Genomic DNA, 16,998 nt, shown 5'->3' on the forward strand with positions numbered 1-16,998 from the left:
TCCGTCGTCGGCAGCGTCAGATGTGTATAAGAGACAGGCGCTCGATGCGCTTGGTGACCGCCTGCTCGGGGGTCAGCGGCAGGACCCGCTGGACGAAGATGCCGGGCAGGTGGACCGCGTCGGGGTCGAGCTCGCCCGGCTCGACGAGCTGCTCGACCTCCGCGACGGTGACGCGTCCGGCCATGGCGCACAGCGGGTTGAAGTTGCGGGCCGACTCGTGGAAGACGAGGTTGCCGTGCCGGTCGCCCTTCGCGGCGCGAACGAGGCCGAAGTCGGTCGTGATGGCCTGCTCGAGGACGAACGTCTTCGTCTCGCCCATCCACTCGAAGTCCTGGGTCTGCTTCGGCGGCGAGGAGACGGCCACGGCGCCGTCGGCGTCGTAGCGCCACGGCAGACCGCCCTCGGCGATCTGGGTGCCGACCCCGGTCATCGTGAAGAACGCCGCGATCCCGGAGCCACCCGCGCGCAGGCGCTCGGCCAGGGTGCCCTGGGGCGTCAGCTCCACCTCCAGCTCGCCGGACAGGTACTGCCGCTCGAACTCCTTGTTCTCACCGACGTACGAGCTGACCATCCGGCGGATCCGCTTGTCCCGCAGCAGGATTCCCAGGCCCCAGTCGTCGACGCCGCAGTTGTTCGACACGGCCTCGAGGTCGGTCAGGCCGGCGTCGTGGATGGCTGCGATGAGCACGGAGGGGATGCCACAGAGGCCGAAACCGCCGACCGACAGCGACATGCCGTCGCGGATCCCGGCGATGGCCTCCTGGGGGGTGGAGACGACTTTGTCCATGGGTCGGACTCTATCCGCGTCGGCGGCCGCCGCGGCCGTGGGGGCGACCCACACGAGGGCCGGAGGTGGTGGGTTGCGGGCACGTGCGCGGACGAGGGGAGACGGCCGCGAATTCCAGTCCTGTAATTCCGGCGAACCCGTTGTGGACCATGTGACGGGAGTGCATAAATGGTGCCGAAGGAGTACACGGGGCGGGAGTGGTGTCGCGGGAGGGCGACGCCGCCCCCGGCCCGGCGCAAGAGGCCACCGAGGCCACGGAGGAGCCACCATGACGACCCACGCCGCAGCGCCCCGACAGCCCCATGCCGGTGTCGCGCGCGTCGAGGTCGGCACCGCGTACACCGCGTACAAGGACCTGACGCTGGGCCTGGGCGCGCGCGGGGCCGTCGTGCGGGTCCTGCAGCGGGCCCTCGGCGGCGTCCCCGTCGACGGCGTCTTCGGGCCGGTGACCCGCGACCGCGTCCTCGCCCTCCAGCGCTCCCGCGCGCTGCCCCAGACGGGCGTCGTCACCCCCGACGTGTGGGACGTGCTCGAGGCCCGCGACTTCCCGTTCGTCGGCAGCCGCTCCACGGTGCTGCGCGTCGGTGACGCGGGCCCGCAGGTCCTCGCCGTCCAGCGGCTCCTCGGCGTGCCGGCCACCGGCGTCTTCGACCGCGCGACGCGGGAGGCCGTCAAGGCCGCCCAGGCGAGGGCGGGGCTGGCCAGCACGGGGGTCGTCGCGTCCCGGACGTGGACCCTGTTCGACCGCCTCTCCGCCTGACGGTCGCGCAGCCACCGTCCGGCGAGGGTCAGGCCGGGGCGTCCACCGTGACACCCTCGGACGCGTGCCGTCCCGGACTCGGGTCGGCGCCCGACCCGCGCTCCAGGACGACCGAGCCGTCGGCGGCCCACGCCGCGAGGCACCGGCGCAGCACGACGTCGAGCGGCCCGCGGAGCGCCACGCGGGGCTGCCCGCCCCACGCGGGGTCGGGCACGACGACCTCGCCGTAGGTCAGCGTCCCCGAGCCCGTCGCGAGCGCGACGTCCGAAGGCTCGGGGTCGGCGAGCGGCGCGAAGACGTCACCGTGCGTGGACAGCTCGCGCGCCTCGTCGACCGCTGCGGTGGCCTCGCCGGCCTCGGGGTGGCTGCGGGCCAGGGCCGGCAGGGCGACGAGCACGGCGTCGCGGCCGTGGGCGGCCGCCGCCTGCGCCGACGCGGTGACGAGCACGTCCGCCCCGGTCGCGGCGTCACCGACGACGACCTCCGCGCCGACCGACCAGGCGGCGAGGGCCCAGTAGAGGGCGCGCCAGTGCGTCGGCAGGTCGAGCCCGACGGTCGTTCCGGGCTCGGCGGACAGGTCGTCCTGCAGGAGGTTGGCCGCCTTGGCCACCCAGTTGCCCAGGACGCGGGCCGACAGCTCGATACGCTCGCCGGCGGTGGGGCCGGGCTCGTCGTCGTACCACGTCAGGCGCGGACGCGTCGCGTCGGCGGCGAAGAGGCGGGCCAGCACGTCGGCAGGCAGCAGCGGGGACGGCATGGCGGCTCAGCCGTTCGACGCGCCCTCGACCGTGGTGCCCGGCGGGGGCTCGGTCAGGGGATCATCGTCCTTGAGGGCCTTGAAGAGGGCCTTGGCCTTGTCGGTGTCCCACTTGACGGCGAGCGCGCCGCCCGGCGTCCGGTAGGACAGGTCGGAGGTCGGGACGCTGAGCGACAGGCCCTGGTCGGCGCTCACCGCCCGCATCGCCCGGAGCACGCGGAAGGCGTCGAGCAGACCCGTCTGCTCACCGACGGCCAGACCCGCCGCGGACGCGTCCGCCGTCTGCTTGTAGCGCCACGGGACGAGGACGGTGGCCGGGGTGGCGACCTTCTTCATGAGCGCGCCGAGGAACTGGCGCTGTCGGGCGGCGCGGCCGATGTCGCCCATCGGGTCCTCGTACCGCGAGCGGACGTAGCCGAGCGCGTTGCCGCCGTCGAGGGTCTGGCAGCCCTTCTTGAGGTCGATGCCGGCCTTCTTGTCCTTCATGTCGCGCGGCACGCAGATGTCGACGCCGTCCACGGCGTCGACGAGGCCCGCGAAGCCGCCGAACCCGATCTCGAGGTAGCCGTCGACGTGGACACCGGTGACGGTCTCTACGGTCTCGGTGAGCAGCTTCGGGCCGCCCATGGCGAAAGCCGCGTTGATCTTGTTCGACCCGTGACCGGGGATCGGTACCCACGAGTCGCGCGGCAGGGACACCATGACCGGCTTGCCGCCGCTGTCTGAGACGTGCACGAGCATGATCGTGTCGGTGCGCTGGCCCTCGGCGTTGCCGGTGGCGTACTTCTTCTTCTGCTCCTTGGTCAGCCCGGCGCGGCTGTCGGAGCCGACGAGGAGGTAGTTGTAGCCGGAGGTGTCGACGGGACGTTCGCCGGCGGGGACGTTGTCGACCCGGGCGACGCTGTCCCACGCCTGGACCGGCACCCAGACGAGGAAGGCGAGCCACGCGAGCACGACGAGCCCGACGACGAGCAGCGCGACGCGGCCCTTGCGCCAGCGGTAGCCGGGCTCGCGCGGCGCCCGCTCAGGCTGTTCCCGGTCACGCGCCCCCCGCTGACGCGGTGCCGGTGCGGCCGGGACGCCGCCTCCGCCGCCGCCGCCTCCGCCACCTCCGACACCCGAGCTGCTCGGCAGCCCGCCGCGGTCGGGTCGCTTGATGCGGCGCCGCGTGTCGACGACGTAGGCGTCGTCGTCGCGCGGACGCCGACGGCTGGGGTCAGTCGGCATCGGCTGCTCTCGTGGTCGGGGACGGGGGCGTGACGGCCAGTGTCGCAGGGTTCGCCGTGGCCGGGTCCGGGCCGGCCTCGACGACCTCCTCGAGCGTGCCCGCGGCGGACACGGCGGCGGCGTGGACGGCGGCCGGCGTCGCCTCGTCGAGGGCGATCCGGCGGGCCAGGCGGGTGTAGCGGGTCTCCATCGCCCGGAACCGCTTGAACGTCGTGACGACGAAGCCGAAGAAGGCGACGGCGAGCCCGTAGAGGATGAGGTCGGCGCCGCGGCCGACCCCGAGCGCCTTGGCGAGGTTCGTCCACGTCTTGCTCGGGTCGATGATCGAGTAGACGACGAGCCCGAGCAGGACGAGCAGGCCGAGGCGCCGCACCGCCTGCGTGCGCTGCCCCGACCCGGCGAGCAGCCGCCACGCGACAGTGACGACGCCCGCGATGAGCAGGATCTGGATGAGGCTCTGCCGGCTCATCGCCAGATCAGCTCCGCAAGGATGTTGACGGCGTTCCACAGCGACTGGCCCTTGGCCCGGCTGTAGTCGGTGTAGAGGATGTGCACGGGCTCCTCCGCGTAGTCGACCCGCTCGCCGCCGAAGCGCATGGCCCCGATCTGGGCCACCAGCTCGCTCGCGTGGGCCATCCGGTTCTGGGTGATGTCGAGCCGTTCGACGACGTCGCGGTGCAGGACGCGCAGGCCGTTGTGGGCGTCGGTCAGGCGGGTGCCGGTCGTGGCGTTCGTGTAGGCGACGGCCGCGCGCAGGACGAGCTTCTTCATCAGGGAGGCCTCGGTGCGCTCGTCGAGGAACCGCGAGCCGAAGACGACGCGCACGCCCTCGCGCAGGTCGTCGCCGCGGGCCCGGTGCAGCATGACGTCGACGTCGTGCACCTGGTGCTGGCCGTCGGCGTCGTAGGTGACCACGTAGCGCATCGCCGGGTCGGCGAGGGCGTAGTCGAAGCCGGTCTGCAGCGCGGCCCCCTGACCCAGGTTGACCGGGTGGCGCACGACCGCGGCACCCGCCTGCTCGGCGATCTCGGCGGAACGGTCCCTCGACCCGTCGTCGACGCAGACGACCTTGGGGAAGGTCAGCCGGGCCTCGCGGACGACGTCGCCGATGACGGTGGCCTCGTTGTAGAGCGGCACCACCAGCCACACGTCCTCGTTCTGCACACGCCCAGCGTAGAGCGGGCCACCCCGCGCCCCGACACGCGCGCCCCGGCCGTCCGCGCGGCGCGTTGCCGCACGTCCCCGGAGAACTAGAGTCGGACCACCATGACGGACGCCCTTTCGCACAGCACGCGGGTCGAGGCACCGGGTCCCGGGTCGGCGGCCCTTCGGATCGCCGTGGTCGGACCGACCCACCCGCACAAGGGCGGGGTCGCGGCACACACGACGATGCTCGCGCACCACCTCACGGACGCCGGCCACGACGTGACCCTCGTGTCGTGGTCGCACCTCTACCCGTCCCGGCTGCGGCGCGCCGAGGGCACCGTGCCGGCGGGCGTGCCCGAGGTGCCGCCGTACCCGCGCACCGTGCGGGCGCTGAGCTGGGCCCGTCCCGACACGTGGGTCCGCGTCGGGCGACGCCTGCGCGACGTCGACGCCATCCTCGTCGTGCACGTCATGCCCCCGGTCGTGCCGGCGCACCTGGCGCTGCTGCGCGCCGCCGGAGCCGTCCCGGGTCTTCCCGGCCCGCGCCCGCGGTCCGTCGTCGTGTGCCACAACGTCCTGCCGCACGAGGCGCACCCGGGCGACGCCCGGCTCATGTCGCTGCTCTTCTCGCGGGTCGACTCCACGCTGGTGCACAGCACCGAGCAGGCCCGCATCGCCCACGACCTCGGCGCCCGGCGCGTGTCCGTCGCCGACCTGCCGCCGCACCTGCCCGGCGGGGAGCCGATCAGCCGTGACGCCCGCAGCGGCCCCACGCGGCTGCTCGCGCTGGGGCTCGTCCGCGAGTACAAGGGCATCGACGTGCTGCTGCGGGCCATGCGCTCGGTGCCCGACGTCACCCTGACGATCGCGGGGGAGATCTGGGGCCCCAACCGGGGCGTCATCGGCCGGCTCGCCTCCGACCCGGCGCTCGCCGGCCGCGTCGAGATCCGCGACGGGTACGTGCCGGCCGACGCGCTCGCCGCACTGCTCGCCGACCACGACGTGCTCGCGCTGCCGTACCGGTCCGCGACGGCGTCGCAGAACGTCGTGCTCGGCCACGCCCACGGCCTGCCCGTCCTGGCCTCCGACATCGCACCGTTCTCGCAGCAGGTCGACGACGGCGTCAACGGGCTCCTCGTGCCTCCGGAGGACGAGCGGGCGCTCGCCGGCGCACTGCGCCGGCTCGGTGACCCGGACCTGCGACGCCGCCTCGCCGACGGCGTCCAGACCCCCGACCTGTCGGGGCCGTGGGCGCACTACCTCGGCACGGTCGAGGCGCTTTCGGCCGACGAGTCCGTCTCTGCGGCAGGCGGGTTCGACGGACCCTGGGCGGTGGCGGGGGGCGCCGACGCGTCCGAGCCGTCCGGCGCCTCGGCACCTGCAGCCGCCGGCGAGCCGACGCCCACCGCGTCCGGCGCAGGGGAGCGGGCGGTGCGCGCCGCGTCCGTCCTCGCGGCCGGCGGCGGACGCCGGGGCGTCCAGCTCGCGCGCGCCGCCCGCCGTGCTGCGCGGCGCACCGCGCAGCGGGCCGTCGCCTCGCGGCGGGACGTCGTCCGGCTCGGCGCGCGCGACCTGCCCGAGTGGGTGCTGTCGACCGACGTCCTCGGTGACCCCGACGAGGCCGACGACGCCCGGCGCCTCGCCCGTGACCTCGGCCTGCCGTGGGCCCGCGACGCCGTCGCGGCCTGGGCAGCGCTCGGCGCGCTCGCCGCGATCCTGCGCGTGCGGGACGACGGGCGCCGCAGCGCCGTCGTCGTCGACGAGACCGGCAGCCGCTCGCTGCTGTCGCGGTGGGCCCGCGCCGTCGGGTTCGCGCCCGTCGAGATCGACTTCACCGGCGCCCAGCCGAGCGTCGCGGCCCTCGACGTCGACACCGGCTCGCTCGACGTCATCGTGCGGATCCACCCGCGCGGGTGCGACGCCGACGACGTCGACCACGTCCTCGAGCAGGCCTCGTGGGCGCTGCGCTCCGGCGGCCTGCTCGTCGTCACGGTGCCCCTCGGCCCCGTGGGCGTCGAGGGGACCGTCGGGCCGGCCGACGTGCGCGGCATCATCGCCCGGGCGCACGACCTCGGGTTCGTCCTCGTCGGCGACCTCGACGGCGACGTCACGGCCCGGATGCGCGAGGCCGCGGCCCGGGCCCGCGCGTCCGACGCGGCGTACGGCCTCGTACGGCTCACGTTGCGACGCCGCTGAGGACGCGGTGCACCGGCATGCAGGATGCACTGGGATGATGTCCCGGACATGACCCGGAAGAAGCTCTTCGCCGTCCTGCGCGTGACCATCGCGGTGGTCACGCTCGCCGCCGTCGTCTACGCCGTCGCCCGCAACTGGTCCGACGTGTCAGTGCACCTCGACAAGATCTCGCTCGCGACGTTCGCGTGGTCCACGCTCGCCGCCGCCGTCGGCACGTGGCTGACGATGATCGGCTGGCGGATCATCCTGCGCGACCTCGGCTCCGACCTGCACCTGGCGCCGGCCTCGGGCGTCTACTTCGTCGGACAGCTCGGCAAGTACCTGCCCGGGTCGCTGTGGTCGGTGCTCGTCCAGGCGGACATCGCCGCGCACCTGCGGGTGCCCCGCCGGCGCACCGCCGTCACTGGCCTCCTCGCGCTGGGGCTCGCCCTGCTGACCGGCTTCCTCGTCGGCCTGCCGGCCGCCTCGTACCTGCTCACCCGGTCGGCCGACGGCTTCGACTGGTGGCTGCTGCTCGGGGTGCCGCTGCTCGTCGTGCTCTGCGTCCCGCGCCTGCTCAACGCCATCATCGGCCTGGGACTGCGGCTGCTGCGTCGGCCGCCGCTCGAGCACGACCTGTCCGGGGGCGCGGTGCTTCGCGCCGTCGCGAGCTTCATCGGCGTCTGGCTCTGCTTCGGGGTGCACACGCTGCTGCTCGCACGGGCCGTCGCCGACGGCTCCGGTCACGACAACCTGAACCTCGCCTCGGTCACGGGGTATGCGCTGTCGGTCTCGCTCGGCATGCTCACCGTCATCCTGCCGGCCGGTCTCGGTGCCCGCGAGGGCCTGCTGACGCTCATCCTCTCCACCGCCATCCCGACGCCGGCCGCCGCGGCCGTCGCGATCATGTCGCGGTTCATCGTCACCGTCGTCGACGTCCTGGCCGCTCTCGGCGGCTGGCTCTACGCCCGCTCGCACCACCTCGTGAGCAAGCGGCGCGACGCGGTCGCCCCCGACCCGGAGGACCTGGCCGTCTGACCCCGCGGCAGGCCCGGACCGGTCCACACCAGGGGCGCCTGTGCCCCGGCGTCGGAGGGCGGACGGACCACCTCGACCCGACGGAGGCCGGGCGTCTCAGGGCGTGCGGGGCTCGAGGACGAAGACCGGGATGAGCCGGTCGGTCTTGGTCTGGTACTCCGCGTACGGCGGGTAGGCCGCGACGCACCGCTCCCACCACCGTTCACGCTCGGAGCCGGACAGCTCCCGGGCGCGCACCGGGACCGTCTCGGTGCCCGCCTGCAGCTCGATGTCGGGGTGGGCCTTGAGGTTGCGGTACCACTGCGGGTGCTCCGGCGCACCGCCCTTGCTGGCCACCGCCGCGAAGACGCCGTCGTGCTCGACGCGCATGACCGGGACCTTGCGCACCGCTCCGGTCCTGGCACCCCGCATCGTCAGCAGGACGACAGGGCGCTGCATGATGTGCACCGAGTCCGTGGTACCCGTCCGCTCGATCTCCTCGACCTGCTTGCGCACCCAGCCGCTCGGGCTGGGGACGTAGTCGCCGTTCGTCGCCATGTCGGGACCTTAACCCGAGCGGCGGCGCGATCCTCTGCCGGACCGTGCGTGAGTGGCGGCCCGCGCGTCAGGCGGCGCCGGGCTCGGGCGCCGAGCTCCACGGGTGCTGCTTGACGAAGGTCTCGACGACCTCCGTGCTCAGACCCGCGCACAGCTGGCGGTGGCCCATCTGCTTGGAGACCTGGCCGGTCGACGGGTCGACGTCGGCCGACCAGTGCGACAGCGCGTACTTCTTGCCGGCCGGGAAGGCCCCGCGCGTGGTGTCCCACGGCACGACGAGGAACTTGTTCGCCGACTCCTTCATCGCGTTGACCTTGGTCGCGAGCGCCTGGAAGCTCGCGGCCTGAGCCTTCTCCACGGAGGGGTCGTACCAGAGGATCGTGTAGCCGTGCTCGAGGTTGTGGACGAGCGTCTCGACGGCGGGCACGTCGGCGGTCGTGTAGACGCGCCGCTTGTCCACGGCGGGGACGGCGAAGTGCTTGCCGCTCGACGGGGGAACGGTCGAGTACTGGACCTTCGTCAGGTCCGGCTGGTCGGTGCCGGGGCCGACGTGCTCGCTCGAGCCGGTGGCGGGGTCGTTGGTCACGGGGTCGCAGCCGGCCGACGCGACGTCACCGGAGATGCTGGCCAGGGCCTGGTCCTTCTTGCTCTGCTCGCCGACGACGGCCCAGGCGACGGCCGCGCCGATGACCCCGATGACGGCGACGCACGCCGCGATGAGGACGAGGACGCGGCGGCGTTCGGCCCGCTTCTGGGCGGCCTGCATGGCGGCGACGCGTTCGCGGCGGTCTCGGCTCGTCTCGCGGGCCATCGGTCCTCTTCCTCTGTGTGGCCGCCGCTCGGGCAGCGTGGGGGTGGGCGCAGGGTGAGCTGCCGGCGCCGGGGCCCGTGCCCATCCACGTGCCCGTCAACGACGGTGCCGAGTGTAGGCGAGGATGGTGTGCGTGCCCGAACCCCTGACCCGGCTGTGGCGCACGGACCGGCAGATCGCCCTGCGTGCGCAGCTCGGCGTCTTCCGCCGGGGAGCGGGTGACCCGACGTCCTGGTGGGGCCCGGACGGTTCGACGGCTCGGGCCTCGCAGACGCCGGACGGCGTCGGGACCCTGCACCTGGCATGCCTGCCGGGCACGGGCGAGGTGCAGGCCCGCGCCTGGGGGCCGGGCGCGGCCTGGCTCCTCGAGTCGGTCCCGGCGCTGCTCGGCGACGACGACGACCCGGCCGGCTTCGAGCCGGTGCACGCACCGCTGGCCGAGGCGTGGCGCCGGTTCGCGCACTGGCGGGTGCCGCGCTCCGGGCTGGTGCTCGACGCGCTCGCCCCGGCGGTCATCGAGCAGAAGGTCACCGGGCAGGAGGCCTTCTCCGCGTACCGGGTGCTCGTGAGACGCTTCGGGCAGCCGGCCCCCGGCCCGTTCCCACGACTGCAGGCACCGCCGACGGCCGGCGGCTGGGCGGCGGTCCCGTCGTGGGCCTGGCTGCAGGCGTCGGTCGACGGCGCCCGGTCGGGGGCCGTCGTGCGTGCCGCCGGGTACGCCGGGCGGCTCGAGGAGGCGACGCGGCTGCCCCTCGACGAGGCACGCCGCCGCCTTCGCGCGCTGCCCGGCGTCGGCGTCTGGACCTGCGCCGAGACGGCGCAGCGGGCCCTCGGCGACGCCGACGCCGTGTCGTTCGGCGACTACCACGTGGCCAAGGACGTCGGCTGGGCCCTGACAGGCAGGCCGCTCGACGACGCCGGGCTCGAGGAGCTGCTCGAGCCCTACCGCGGCCACCGCTACCGGGTCCAGCACCTGCTCGGCCTGGCCGGGCACCGCCGGCCACGCCGCGCCCCCCGAATGGCCCCCCGGACCCACCTGCCGACGCGCCGCTGACCGGCACCCGCCCACCCGGCGCCGGCTTCGGTCCGGGGTTCCGGCGTGCGTCCGTCGGAATGGGCCGAACCTCGCGTTCTGCTCCGGATGTCTGCTTCGTCGCATAGAGTCCGCGTCGGCCCTCCGGGAGCCACTGCACCAGACCCACTGACCTGAAAGGCGGCCCTCAGTTGGCTCGTCATCTGACGGGGGCACGCGCCCTCGCCCTCGGCATCGCGGCCGCGACGCTTGCACCCCTTGCTCTCGCCGGACCCGCGACCGCGCTGTCGTCCGGCGCGAGCACCGACCTCGACGCGCTGCGGTCCCGCACGGGCCAGGTCGTCACCGGCCGGGTGGCCGGTGGCGAGGCATCCTCGCGCAGCCACCGCGTCTCCACGTCCCCGGCCGCGGAGGACGCCCCGCTCGACGGGACCCGTGACGCCCAGGGACGCATCGCCACGTCCAGCCCGGCCGGCGTGCGGCTCGCGGCCTCGTCCACGAGCACCACCGCCGCGGTGGACTGCGCCGACGGCGTCGTCGACCCCAACGTGCTCGCCGAGCGCTCCATCGTCCACGTCGCCTACACCGGCGCGACGACGCTGACGCTGCTGCGCCAGCGTGAGGGCGGCACGTGGCGCACGGTCGGCACCGTGAACGGGGCCTCCGGCGTCGTGACCGACCGCGGTGTCAACCAGCGCGTCGGCTACCAGTACCGCGTCGTCGCCAAGAACGGCACCTCGACCCTGCTCGACTGCGTCGACCCCGGCTGGTACGGCACGTGGACCGAGGACGGCTGGGGTGACGCCGACGCGGTGGTCGCCGGGTCGGGCGGCCTGTTCCAGCAGAGCCGTTGGAACCTCGGTGACCGGGTCTCCACCTCGGAGTTCGTCTCGCCGGCGTTCTCGACCGACGGGCGCCTCGTGGCCGCGACCCGCGTCATCGACTCGGCGACGCACAGGGCAGTGCTCGACGTGCGCAAGGCCTCGACCGGAGCCGTCGTCTTCACGGTCGACCTCGGCACCTCCGCCTTCCCGGCGGACCCGGCGTTCTCGCCCGACGGCCAGACGCTCGCCTTCGCCCGCTACGACACGGCGGGCCAGGCCCAGGGCCTCGGCTTCGTCGACGTCTTCGGCGCGCACACCGTGCGCATCCTCACCACGTCGACCCGCATCGCCGAGCCGGTCTGGCGCGCCGACGGCACGACGCTCGTCGTGTCGACGTACGGCACCGCCTCCGAGGGCCTCGGACTCGTGTGCGCCACGTGCTCGACCGTGACGCCGATCAGCGGGACCGACGGCGGCTTCACGCCGGAGGTCGGCCCCGACGGCTCGATCTGGTTCGCGTGGTCGGACGGCACGACGCACGCCCTGCGCAAGCGGGTCGCCACCGGTACCGTCACGGACGTCCGCACGTCGACGACGGACCTCTACTACCAGCCGCGCTTCAGCCCCGACGGCACGCTCTTCGTCGAGCGCGACACCCCTGACTCCAGTGACCCGAGCTCGTACACGGCCGGCGTCTACGTCGCCCAGCCGGTCGTCGGCGGCACCGACACGCTGACGCCGATCGGCGCCGAGCGCGTCTCCTCGACGGTCGCCGGCTGGGACGTCCGCCAGCCGCAGAGCAAGGGCACGTCCGACTTCGTCGCGGAGGCGCACCACGACGTCGTCGCGCGCGACAGCAGCGGCTACCTCTGGGCCTACCGCAACGTCGGCGGGACCCTGAGCGGGCGCACGAAGATCGGCGCCGGCTGGGGCGGCTTCACGGCGATCCTCGCCGCCGGCGACCTCAACGGTGACGACCAGGCCGACCTCGTCGGCCGCGACGGCAACGGCGCGCTCTGGCTCTACCGGGGCAAGGCTGCCGGTGGCTTCGCGGCGCGGACCGCCCTCGGCACCGGCTGGAACGGCTACACGCTCGTCGCTCCCGGCGACTGGAACGGTGACGACAAGGCCGACCTCGTCGCCCGCGACGGCGCCGGCCGGCTCTGGCTCTACCCGGGCACCGGCCGCGGCACGCTCGCTGCTCGCGTCCAGCTCGGCTCGGGCTGGGGCGGGATGAACGCCCTGCTCGGCACGGGCGACGTCGACTTCGACAACCGCGCGGACCTCGTGGCCCGCGACGGCTACGGCCGCCTGTGGCTCTACCCGGGCAACGGCACCGGTGGCTTCCTCGCGCGGCGCCAGATCGGCTCCGGGTGGGGCTCGTTCACCGGCCTGGCGGTCAGCGAGGTGACCTACGGACGACCGATGTTCTGGGCACGCATCAAGGACGGCACGCTCATCAGCTACGAGATGACCGGCGACGGCGCCTTCTCCTCGGGTGACGTCTACCGCGTCGGCACCGGCTGGAACGGGTTGTCCTTCACCGCCTGAGACCCGCCCGACACGGCCGCACGACGCCGGGCCCGGCATCCCGTCTGGGGTGCCGGGCCCGTGCGCTACCCGGTCGAGGTCGCCGCACGAGCCGAGCGACGACGTCCCGTCCGAGCTGACGGCGGTGGACCGTGCGGGTCAGGGGATGTGACGCTCCTCGGCGACCCGGTTGCGCAGCTGGACGAGCTCGAGGGCGTGGTCGCGCAGGGCGGTGTCCTCGTCGGTGACCGGGTGCCACGGCCGGGCCGGGACGGCGCGCCCCTCCGCGTCCAGCGGGACGAAGACGATGAGCGAGTGGGTCGTCAGGTCGAGGTCGCCCGTGGCGGGGTCGCCGGAGCGGACGTGCACGCTGATGTGCATGCTCGAGGTGCCCGTGAGCAGCAGCCGCGCCTCGACCTCGACGAGGTGGCCGATCCGCAGCGGCCGGTAGAACCGGACGCCGCCGGCGTAGACGGCGACGTTGGCGGCGCTGCCGGTCCACCTCGTGGTGAGGACGTGGGCGGCCTCGTCGATCCACCGCATGACGATCCCGCCGTGCACCTTGCCGCCCCAGTTGACGTCGGTCGGGGCGGCGAGGAAGCGCAGGACGACGCGCGGCGCGGTGCCGGCGTCGCTGTAGGTCTGGGCTCTCATCGCCTCGGCGATGTCGGCGCGCAGGCCGATCCGCGCGACGGCGGCCTCCTGCCGGTCACGCTCGGCCCCGGTCTGCGGCTCGTAGACCGGCACCGGTGTGGGTCTCCCGTCGGCGTCGACCGCCACGAAGACCATGAGGCACTCGGTGGTCGGCTGCAGGTCGCCCACGCGCGGGTTGCCGGCCGACACGGTGACGTGGATGTGCATGCTCGACGTGCCGGTGTGCACGATGCGGGCGGTCGCCTCGACGAGGTCACCGACCTCGACGGGCCGCGTGAACCGGACGTTGCCGACGTAGGCGGTGACGCTGTAGGTGCCGCTCCACCCTGCGGCTGCGGCGTAGCCGGCCTTGTCGATCCACTCCAGGACGCGTCCACCGCCGACGGTGCCGGAGTAGCCGGCGTCGGTCGGCGCGGCGAGGAACCGCAGCGTGATCTCTCGGGCACCGCGTGGCATGGCGTCTCCTCGGCTGGCTCGTCCGGGCGGTCGGGGCTTGGGTCCGAGCGTGGCAGACCGCGTCGCACGACGTCCTCGGCGTCCGCGAGTGGAACCGTCGCCCATCAGGGCCTACCGCGCGGCGTCCCGGGGTGCCACGAGCTGGATCGGGACGGCCCGGCCGTCCCGGACGAGGTGGCCGCGGCCGGGGCGCCGCTCGAACGGTCCGTCGAGGCGCGCTCCGAGCATCTCCCCGTCGAGCGCCGAGGTGGCGCCGAGGAGGATGCCGTACCCGTCCCGCGCGAGCTCCGGCACGAGCCCACGGAAGGCGGCGGCGGCGCGGGTGAGGTCGGCCGACCCGGCGGTGATGCCGTCGGTCGCGTCGAGCACGCTGCAGGCCTCGAGCACGGCGTCGCCGAGGGCGGTGCCGTCGAACCTCTCGACGTCGTCGACGACGACGCACAGGTCGGGGTCGGCGCGCCGCGCGGCCACGAACTCGTCCCGCTCTGCCGGTCCGAGGACCCGACACGTCGACCCCTCGACGAGGGCGCGCAGGGGCGAGCGCGGGGGCGCGAGGACGACGACCGCCCGCCCTGCGCCGGCCAGCTCCCGCGCGAGCCACCCGAGGAACGAGGAGCGTCCGGAGCGGGCCGGGCCCGCGACCAGGAGCCGAGGAGGCATCGTGGACGGGTCGAGGTGGACCGGGCGGGCCGCGTCGCCCCCGACACCCACGCCGATGAGCGCTGAGTGGGCCGGGACGGGCCCGAGGTCCGTGCCGTGCACGAACGTCGGCAGGGGGCGTACGGTCCACGGGAGCGTGTCGCCTTCCGTGGTCGGGCGCTCCGGGGACGCGTCCGCCGCCGATGCGACCTCGACGGCGTCGCCCGGGCGCTGCCGGCCACGTCGCCCGCGACCCCGCCCTGCGGCCGTTGCCAGGACCGCGTCGACGGCGGACTCGAGCGTCGGGACACCACCCGGCAGAGCGACCTGGACGTCGAGGCCCGTGGCGGGTTCGATCGCGCGGCCCGGAGGACGCCGGACCCGGGCCTGCGCCGGGTCGACGCCGGCGAGCGTCAGGTCGAGCGGGTCTGGCAGGTCGAGCACGAGCCGCCGGGCGAGCAACCCGGCCAGACGCCCGGACAGCACGCCGCGTCCGCCGGACACCGCGACGGCGAGGCGGCGGGCGGACCCGTCGCGGACGATCCGGTGCAGGTCGTCGAGCCCTGCGCCGTGGTCGACGTCGGCGAGAGCGTCCTCGACCGCCTCGAGCCCGTCGACGAGCAGGAGGGTCGTGCGCGTCGGCGCGGGCGTGTCGAGCTCGCCGGCGAGGCGGGCGAGCACGCGTCGCACCAGGTGCGGGTCCGCGGTGGAGGTGACCGACCCGACGTGCGGCAGCCCCTCCAGCGCGGCCAGAGGTCCGGGCACGCCCTCGACCACGTGCACGTGGAGGGTCTCGGGGCGCCGGCCGCCCGCGAGGCCCTCGACGAGGCGCAGCAGCGTCGTCGTGCGCCCCGAGCGTGGCCCACCGGCGACCCCGAGCGACGCGTCGACGTGCGGGTCCCACACCCACGGGCGTCGGGTCTGCTCGTCGGGGACGTCGGCGACCCCGACGACGATCCCCGCGACGACCCCGGCGACGACCGCGGCAGGCACGTCGTCGTCGTCGAGGACCCCGGCGACGTGGGTCAGCCCACGGCTGGGCAGGACGGCGGGCAGCGGCGGGAGCCACGGTGACGGCGGTGGCTGCAGGCGCAGGTCCTGCGTGGCAGCCCTCACGGCCGACACCACGGCGCTCAGCTCGGTCGGGCGTGCCTCGGGTGTGGTCGTGCCGACCCCGGACGCCGGTCCGTCCGCGCCGTCGAGGCGTCGCACCACGATGCCGTCGGGATGCTCGACATCCCGGAGCAGGCCGCCGACCCAGGCGGTCTGCAGGGCCACGAGGCGCTGGTCGGCGGCTCGCACGTACCCCCGCCCCGGGACGGTGTCGGGCACCGAGGCAGCGTCGGGGGCGTCGATGACGTCGAGGCTGTCGGAGCGCTCGCGGACCCGCAGGCACAGCCGCAACGAGATGTTGGCGCGCATGTCGGCGCTGACGATGCCGCCCGGGCGCTGGGTCGCGAGCACGACGTGCACGCCGAGCGACCGACCGACCGCCGCGACGCGCACGAGACCGTCGACGAACTCCGGAAGGTCGTCCGCCAGGGCCTTGAACTCGTCGACGACGATGACGAGCCGGGCCAGCCGTTGCCGCCGGTCGCCGCCCATCCGGGCTCGGTAGTCCTCCCAGTCCTTGGCCTGCCGACTCGCAAGAAGGCGTTCACGCCGCCGCAGCTCGGCGCGCAGGGAGGTCAGCGCTCGGCGCGTCAGGGCCTCGTCGAGGTCGGTGACGACGCCGACGACGTGTGGCAGGCGCGCGCACTCGCCGAACGCGGCGCCGCCCTTGTAGTCGACGAGCAGCACCGACAGGTCGTCCGGTCGGGTCGACACGGCGAGGCCCGCGACGAGTGACTGGAGCAGCTCCGACTTGCCCGATCCGGTGGTGCCGCCGACGAGGGCGTGCGGTCCCGCGGCCGCGAGGTCGAGCAGCCACGGACCGTCGACACCCATCCCGACGCGGGCGACGGGCCGCCCGTCCGAGGCCTCCCAGGCCCGGCGGACGCCTGCGCTCGACACGGGGTCGATGCCGCACGCGAGGTGCAGGTCGCGGAAGGAGACCCGGGTCGGCAGGGCTGCCGCACCGGTCCGCGGCGTCGCGTCGACGATCGGTGCCAGGGCACGCGCGAAGGCCTCGACCCAGCCGGCGCCGGGCAGGTCGGGGGTGATGCCCTCGAGGAGCGTCCCACCTCGTCGCATCGTCGCGCGCGGGGCACCCGGGTCCATCTCGACGACCGCCGTGGCCTCGGCGGGCAGGGCTTCGGGCCGGCTGTCGAGGGCGAGGAGGGCCAGACCGGCACCGGGCCCGTCCTGCAGCAGGTCGACGACGCCGGGCACCTCCCGCAGTGTGCTCGCGCCGTCGAGCACGACGAGCGTGTGCACCGCGGCCCGTCCGCCGTCGGCTCGGGCCCGGTCGCGGGGGTGCAGGTCGTCACCGCCGTCGGCCGACAGGCGCCTTCGTGCGACCTCCTGGGTGAGCGCAGCGATCGTGACCGCGGGGTCGGCCCGGACAGGGCCACCGGGATCGAACGGGACCGCGTGGGGGAGCAGGTCGCACCACGACCAGTCAGCGAGGTCGCCGACGGTGACGACGGCCACGCGCAGCTCCTGCGGGGTGTGCCAGGCGCACG

At 74.6% G+C, this 16,998-nt stretch carries 14 protein-coding genes; 5 read left to right on the plus strand and 9 right to left on the minus strand.

Translation table 11 applies throughout. The features are described from left to right. Positions 1 to 16: 16 nt before the first annotated feature. Entirely contained in the window at positions 17 to 787 is a 771-nt protein-coding gene (locus ACR9ZK_RS15410) for a CoA transferase subunit A (protein WP_481342829.1), read from the minus strand. 268 nt (positions 788 to 1,055) lie between these two features. Between ACR9ZK_RS15410 and ACR9ZK_RS15415 the strand changes: the two genes are divergently transcribed. Then, the gene (locus ACR9ZK_RS15415) at positions 1,056 to 1,547 is read left to right on the plus strand and encodes a peptidoglycan-binding domain-containing protein (RefSeq protein WP_481342830.1); all 492 of its coding nucleotides are present in this window, start codon (positions 1,056 to 1,058) and stop codon (positions 1,545 to 1,547) included. Between the two features lie 28 nt (positions 1,548 to 1,575). Here the strand turns inward: ACR9ZK_RS15415 and ACR9ZK_RS15420 are convergent, their stop codons facing one another. From ACR9ZK_RS15420 to ACR9ZK_RS15435, 4 genes are read right to left on the minus strand one after another with little or no spacing between them, the layout of a single operon-like run. After that, the gene (locus tag ACR9ZK_RS15420) at positions 1,576 to 2,304 is read right to left on the minus strand and encodes a TIGR03089 family protein (protein ID WP_481342831.1); all 729 of its coding nucleotides are present in this window, start codon (positions 2,302 to 2,304) and stop codon (positions 1,576 to 1,578) included. 6 nt (positions 2,305 to 2,310) lie between these two features. Beyond that, entirely contained in the window at positions 2,311 to 3,531 is a 1,221-nt protein-coding gene (locus tag ACR9ZK_RS15425; protein WP_481342832.1) for an LCP family protein, read from the minus strand. Next, positions 3,521 to 4,000: a DUF2304 family protein gene (locus ACR9ZK_RS15430; protein WP_481342833.1), complete on the minus strand. Its 480-nt coding sequence runs from the start codon at positions 3,998 to 4,000 to the stop codon at positions 3,521 to 3,523. The genes ACR9ZK_RS15425 and ACR9ZK_RS15430 overlap by 11 nt, the downstream gene beginning before the upstream one ends. Further along, positions 3,997 to 4,695: a glycosyltransferase family 2 protein gene (locus tag ACR9ZK_RS15435; RefSeq protein ID WP_481342834.1), complete on the minus strand. Its 699-nt coding sequence runs from the start codon at positions 4,693 to 4,695 to the stop codon at positions 3,997 to 3,999. The genes ACR9ZK_RS15430 and ACR9ZK_RS15435 overlap by 4 nt, the downstream gene beginning before the upstream one ends. Before the next feature lie 102 nt (positions 4,696 to 4,797). Between ACR9ZK_RS15435 and ACR9ZK_RS15440 the strand changes: the two genes are divergently transcribed. Then, complete coding sequence (locus ACR9ZK_RS15440) at positions 4,798 to 6,873, plus strand: glycosyltransferase (RefSeq protein WP_481342836.1); 2,076 nt, start codon at positions 4,798 to 4,800, stop codon at positions 6,871 to 6,873. Positions 6,874 to 6,921: 48 nt separating this feature from the next. Further along, positions 6,922 to 7,890: a lysylphosphatidylglycerol synthase domain-containing protein gene (locus tag ACR9ZK_RS15445; protein ID WP_481342838.1), complete on the plus strand. Its 969-nt coding sequence runs from the start codon at positions 6,922 to 6,924 to the stop codon at positions 7,888 to 7,890. A gap of 96 nt (positions 7,891 to 7,986) precedes the next feature. On the opposite strand, the gene ACR9ZK_RS15450 is transcribed toward ACR9ZK_RS15445, so the two are convergent. Both ACR9ZK_RS15450 and ACR9ZK_RS15455 read right to left on the minus strand, forming a co-directional pair. Further along, the gene (locus ACR9ZK_RS15450; protein ID WP_481342839.1) at positions 7,987 to 8,427 is read right to left on the minus strand and encodes a nitroreductase family deazaflavin-dependent oxidoreductase; all 441 of its coding nucleotides are present in this window, start codon (positions 8,425 to 8,427) and stop codon (positions 7,987 to 7,989) included. Positions 8,428 to 8,494: 67 nt separating this feature from the next. After that, the gene (locus tag ACR9ZK_RS15455; protein ID WP_481342840.1) at positions 8,495 to 9,238 is read right to left on the minus strand and encodes a DUF3105 domain-containing protein; all 744 of its coding nucleotides are present in this window, start codon (positions 9,236 to 9,238) and stop codon (positions 8,495 to 8,497) included. A 133-nt stretch (positions 9,239 to 9,371) separates the two neighbouring features. On the opposite strand from ACR9ZK_RS15455, the gene ACR9ZK_RS15460 reads away from it, so the two are divergent. After that, complete coding sequence (locus ACR9ZK_RS15460) at positions 9,372 to 10,292, plus strand: DNA-3-methyladenine glycosylase family protein (protein WP_481342841.1); 921 nt, start codon at positions 9,372 to 9,374, stop codon at positions 10,290 to 10,292. A 170-nt stretch (positions 10,293 to 10,462) separates the two neighbouring features. Further along, positions 10,463 to 12,646 (plus strand): hypothetical protein, encoded by a 2,184-nt coding sequence (locus ACR9ZK_RS15465; RefSeq protein ID WP_481342842.1) that lies wholly within the window; start codon positions 10,463 to 10,465, stop codon positions 12,644 to 12,646. Between the two features lie 138 nt (positions 12,647 to 12,784). Here the strand turns inward: ACR9ZK_RS15465 and ACR9ZK_RS15470 are convergent, their stop codons facing one another. Then, complete coding sequence (locus tag ACR9ZK_RS15470; RefSeq protein WP_481342843.1) at positions 12,785 to 13,735, minus strand: acyl-CoA thioesterase; 951 nt, start codon at positions 13,733 to 13,735, stop codon at positions 12,785 to 12,787. Positions 13,736 to 13,846: 111 nt separating this feature from the next. After that, positions 13,847 to 16,998, minus strand: a 3,152-nt coding sequence (locus ACR9ZK_RS15475; protein ID WP_481342844.1) for an FtsK/SpoIIIE domain-containing protein, incomplete at its 5' end; no start/stop codon positions are given.

Source organism: Monashia sp. HAY1-5C (assembly GCF_056755255.1).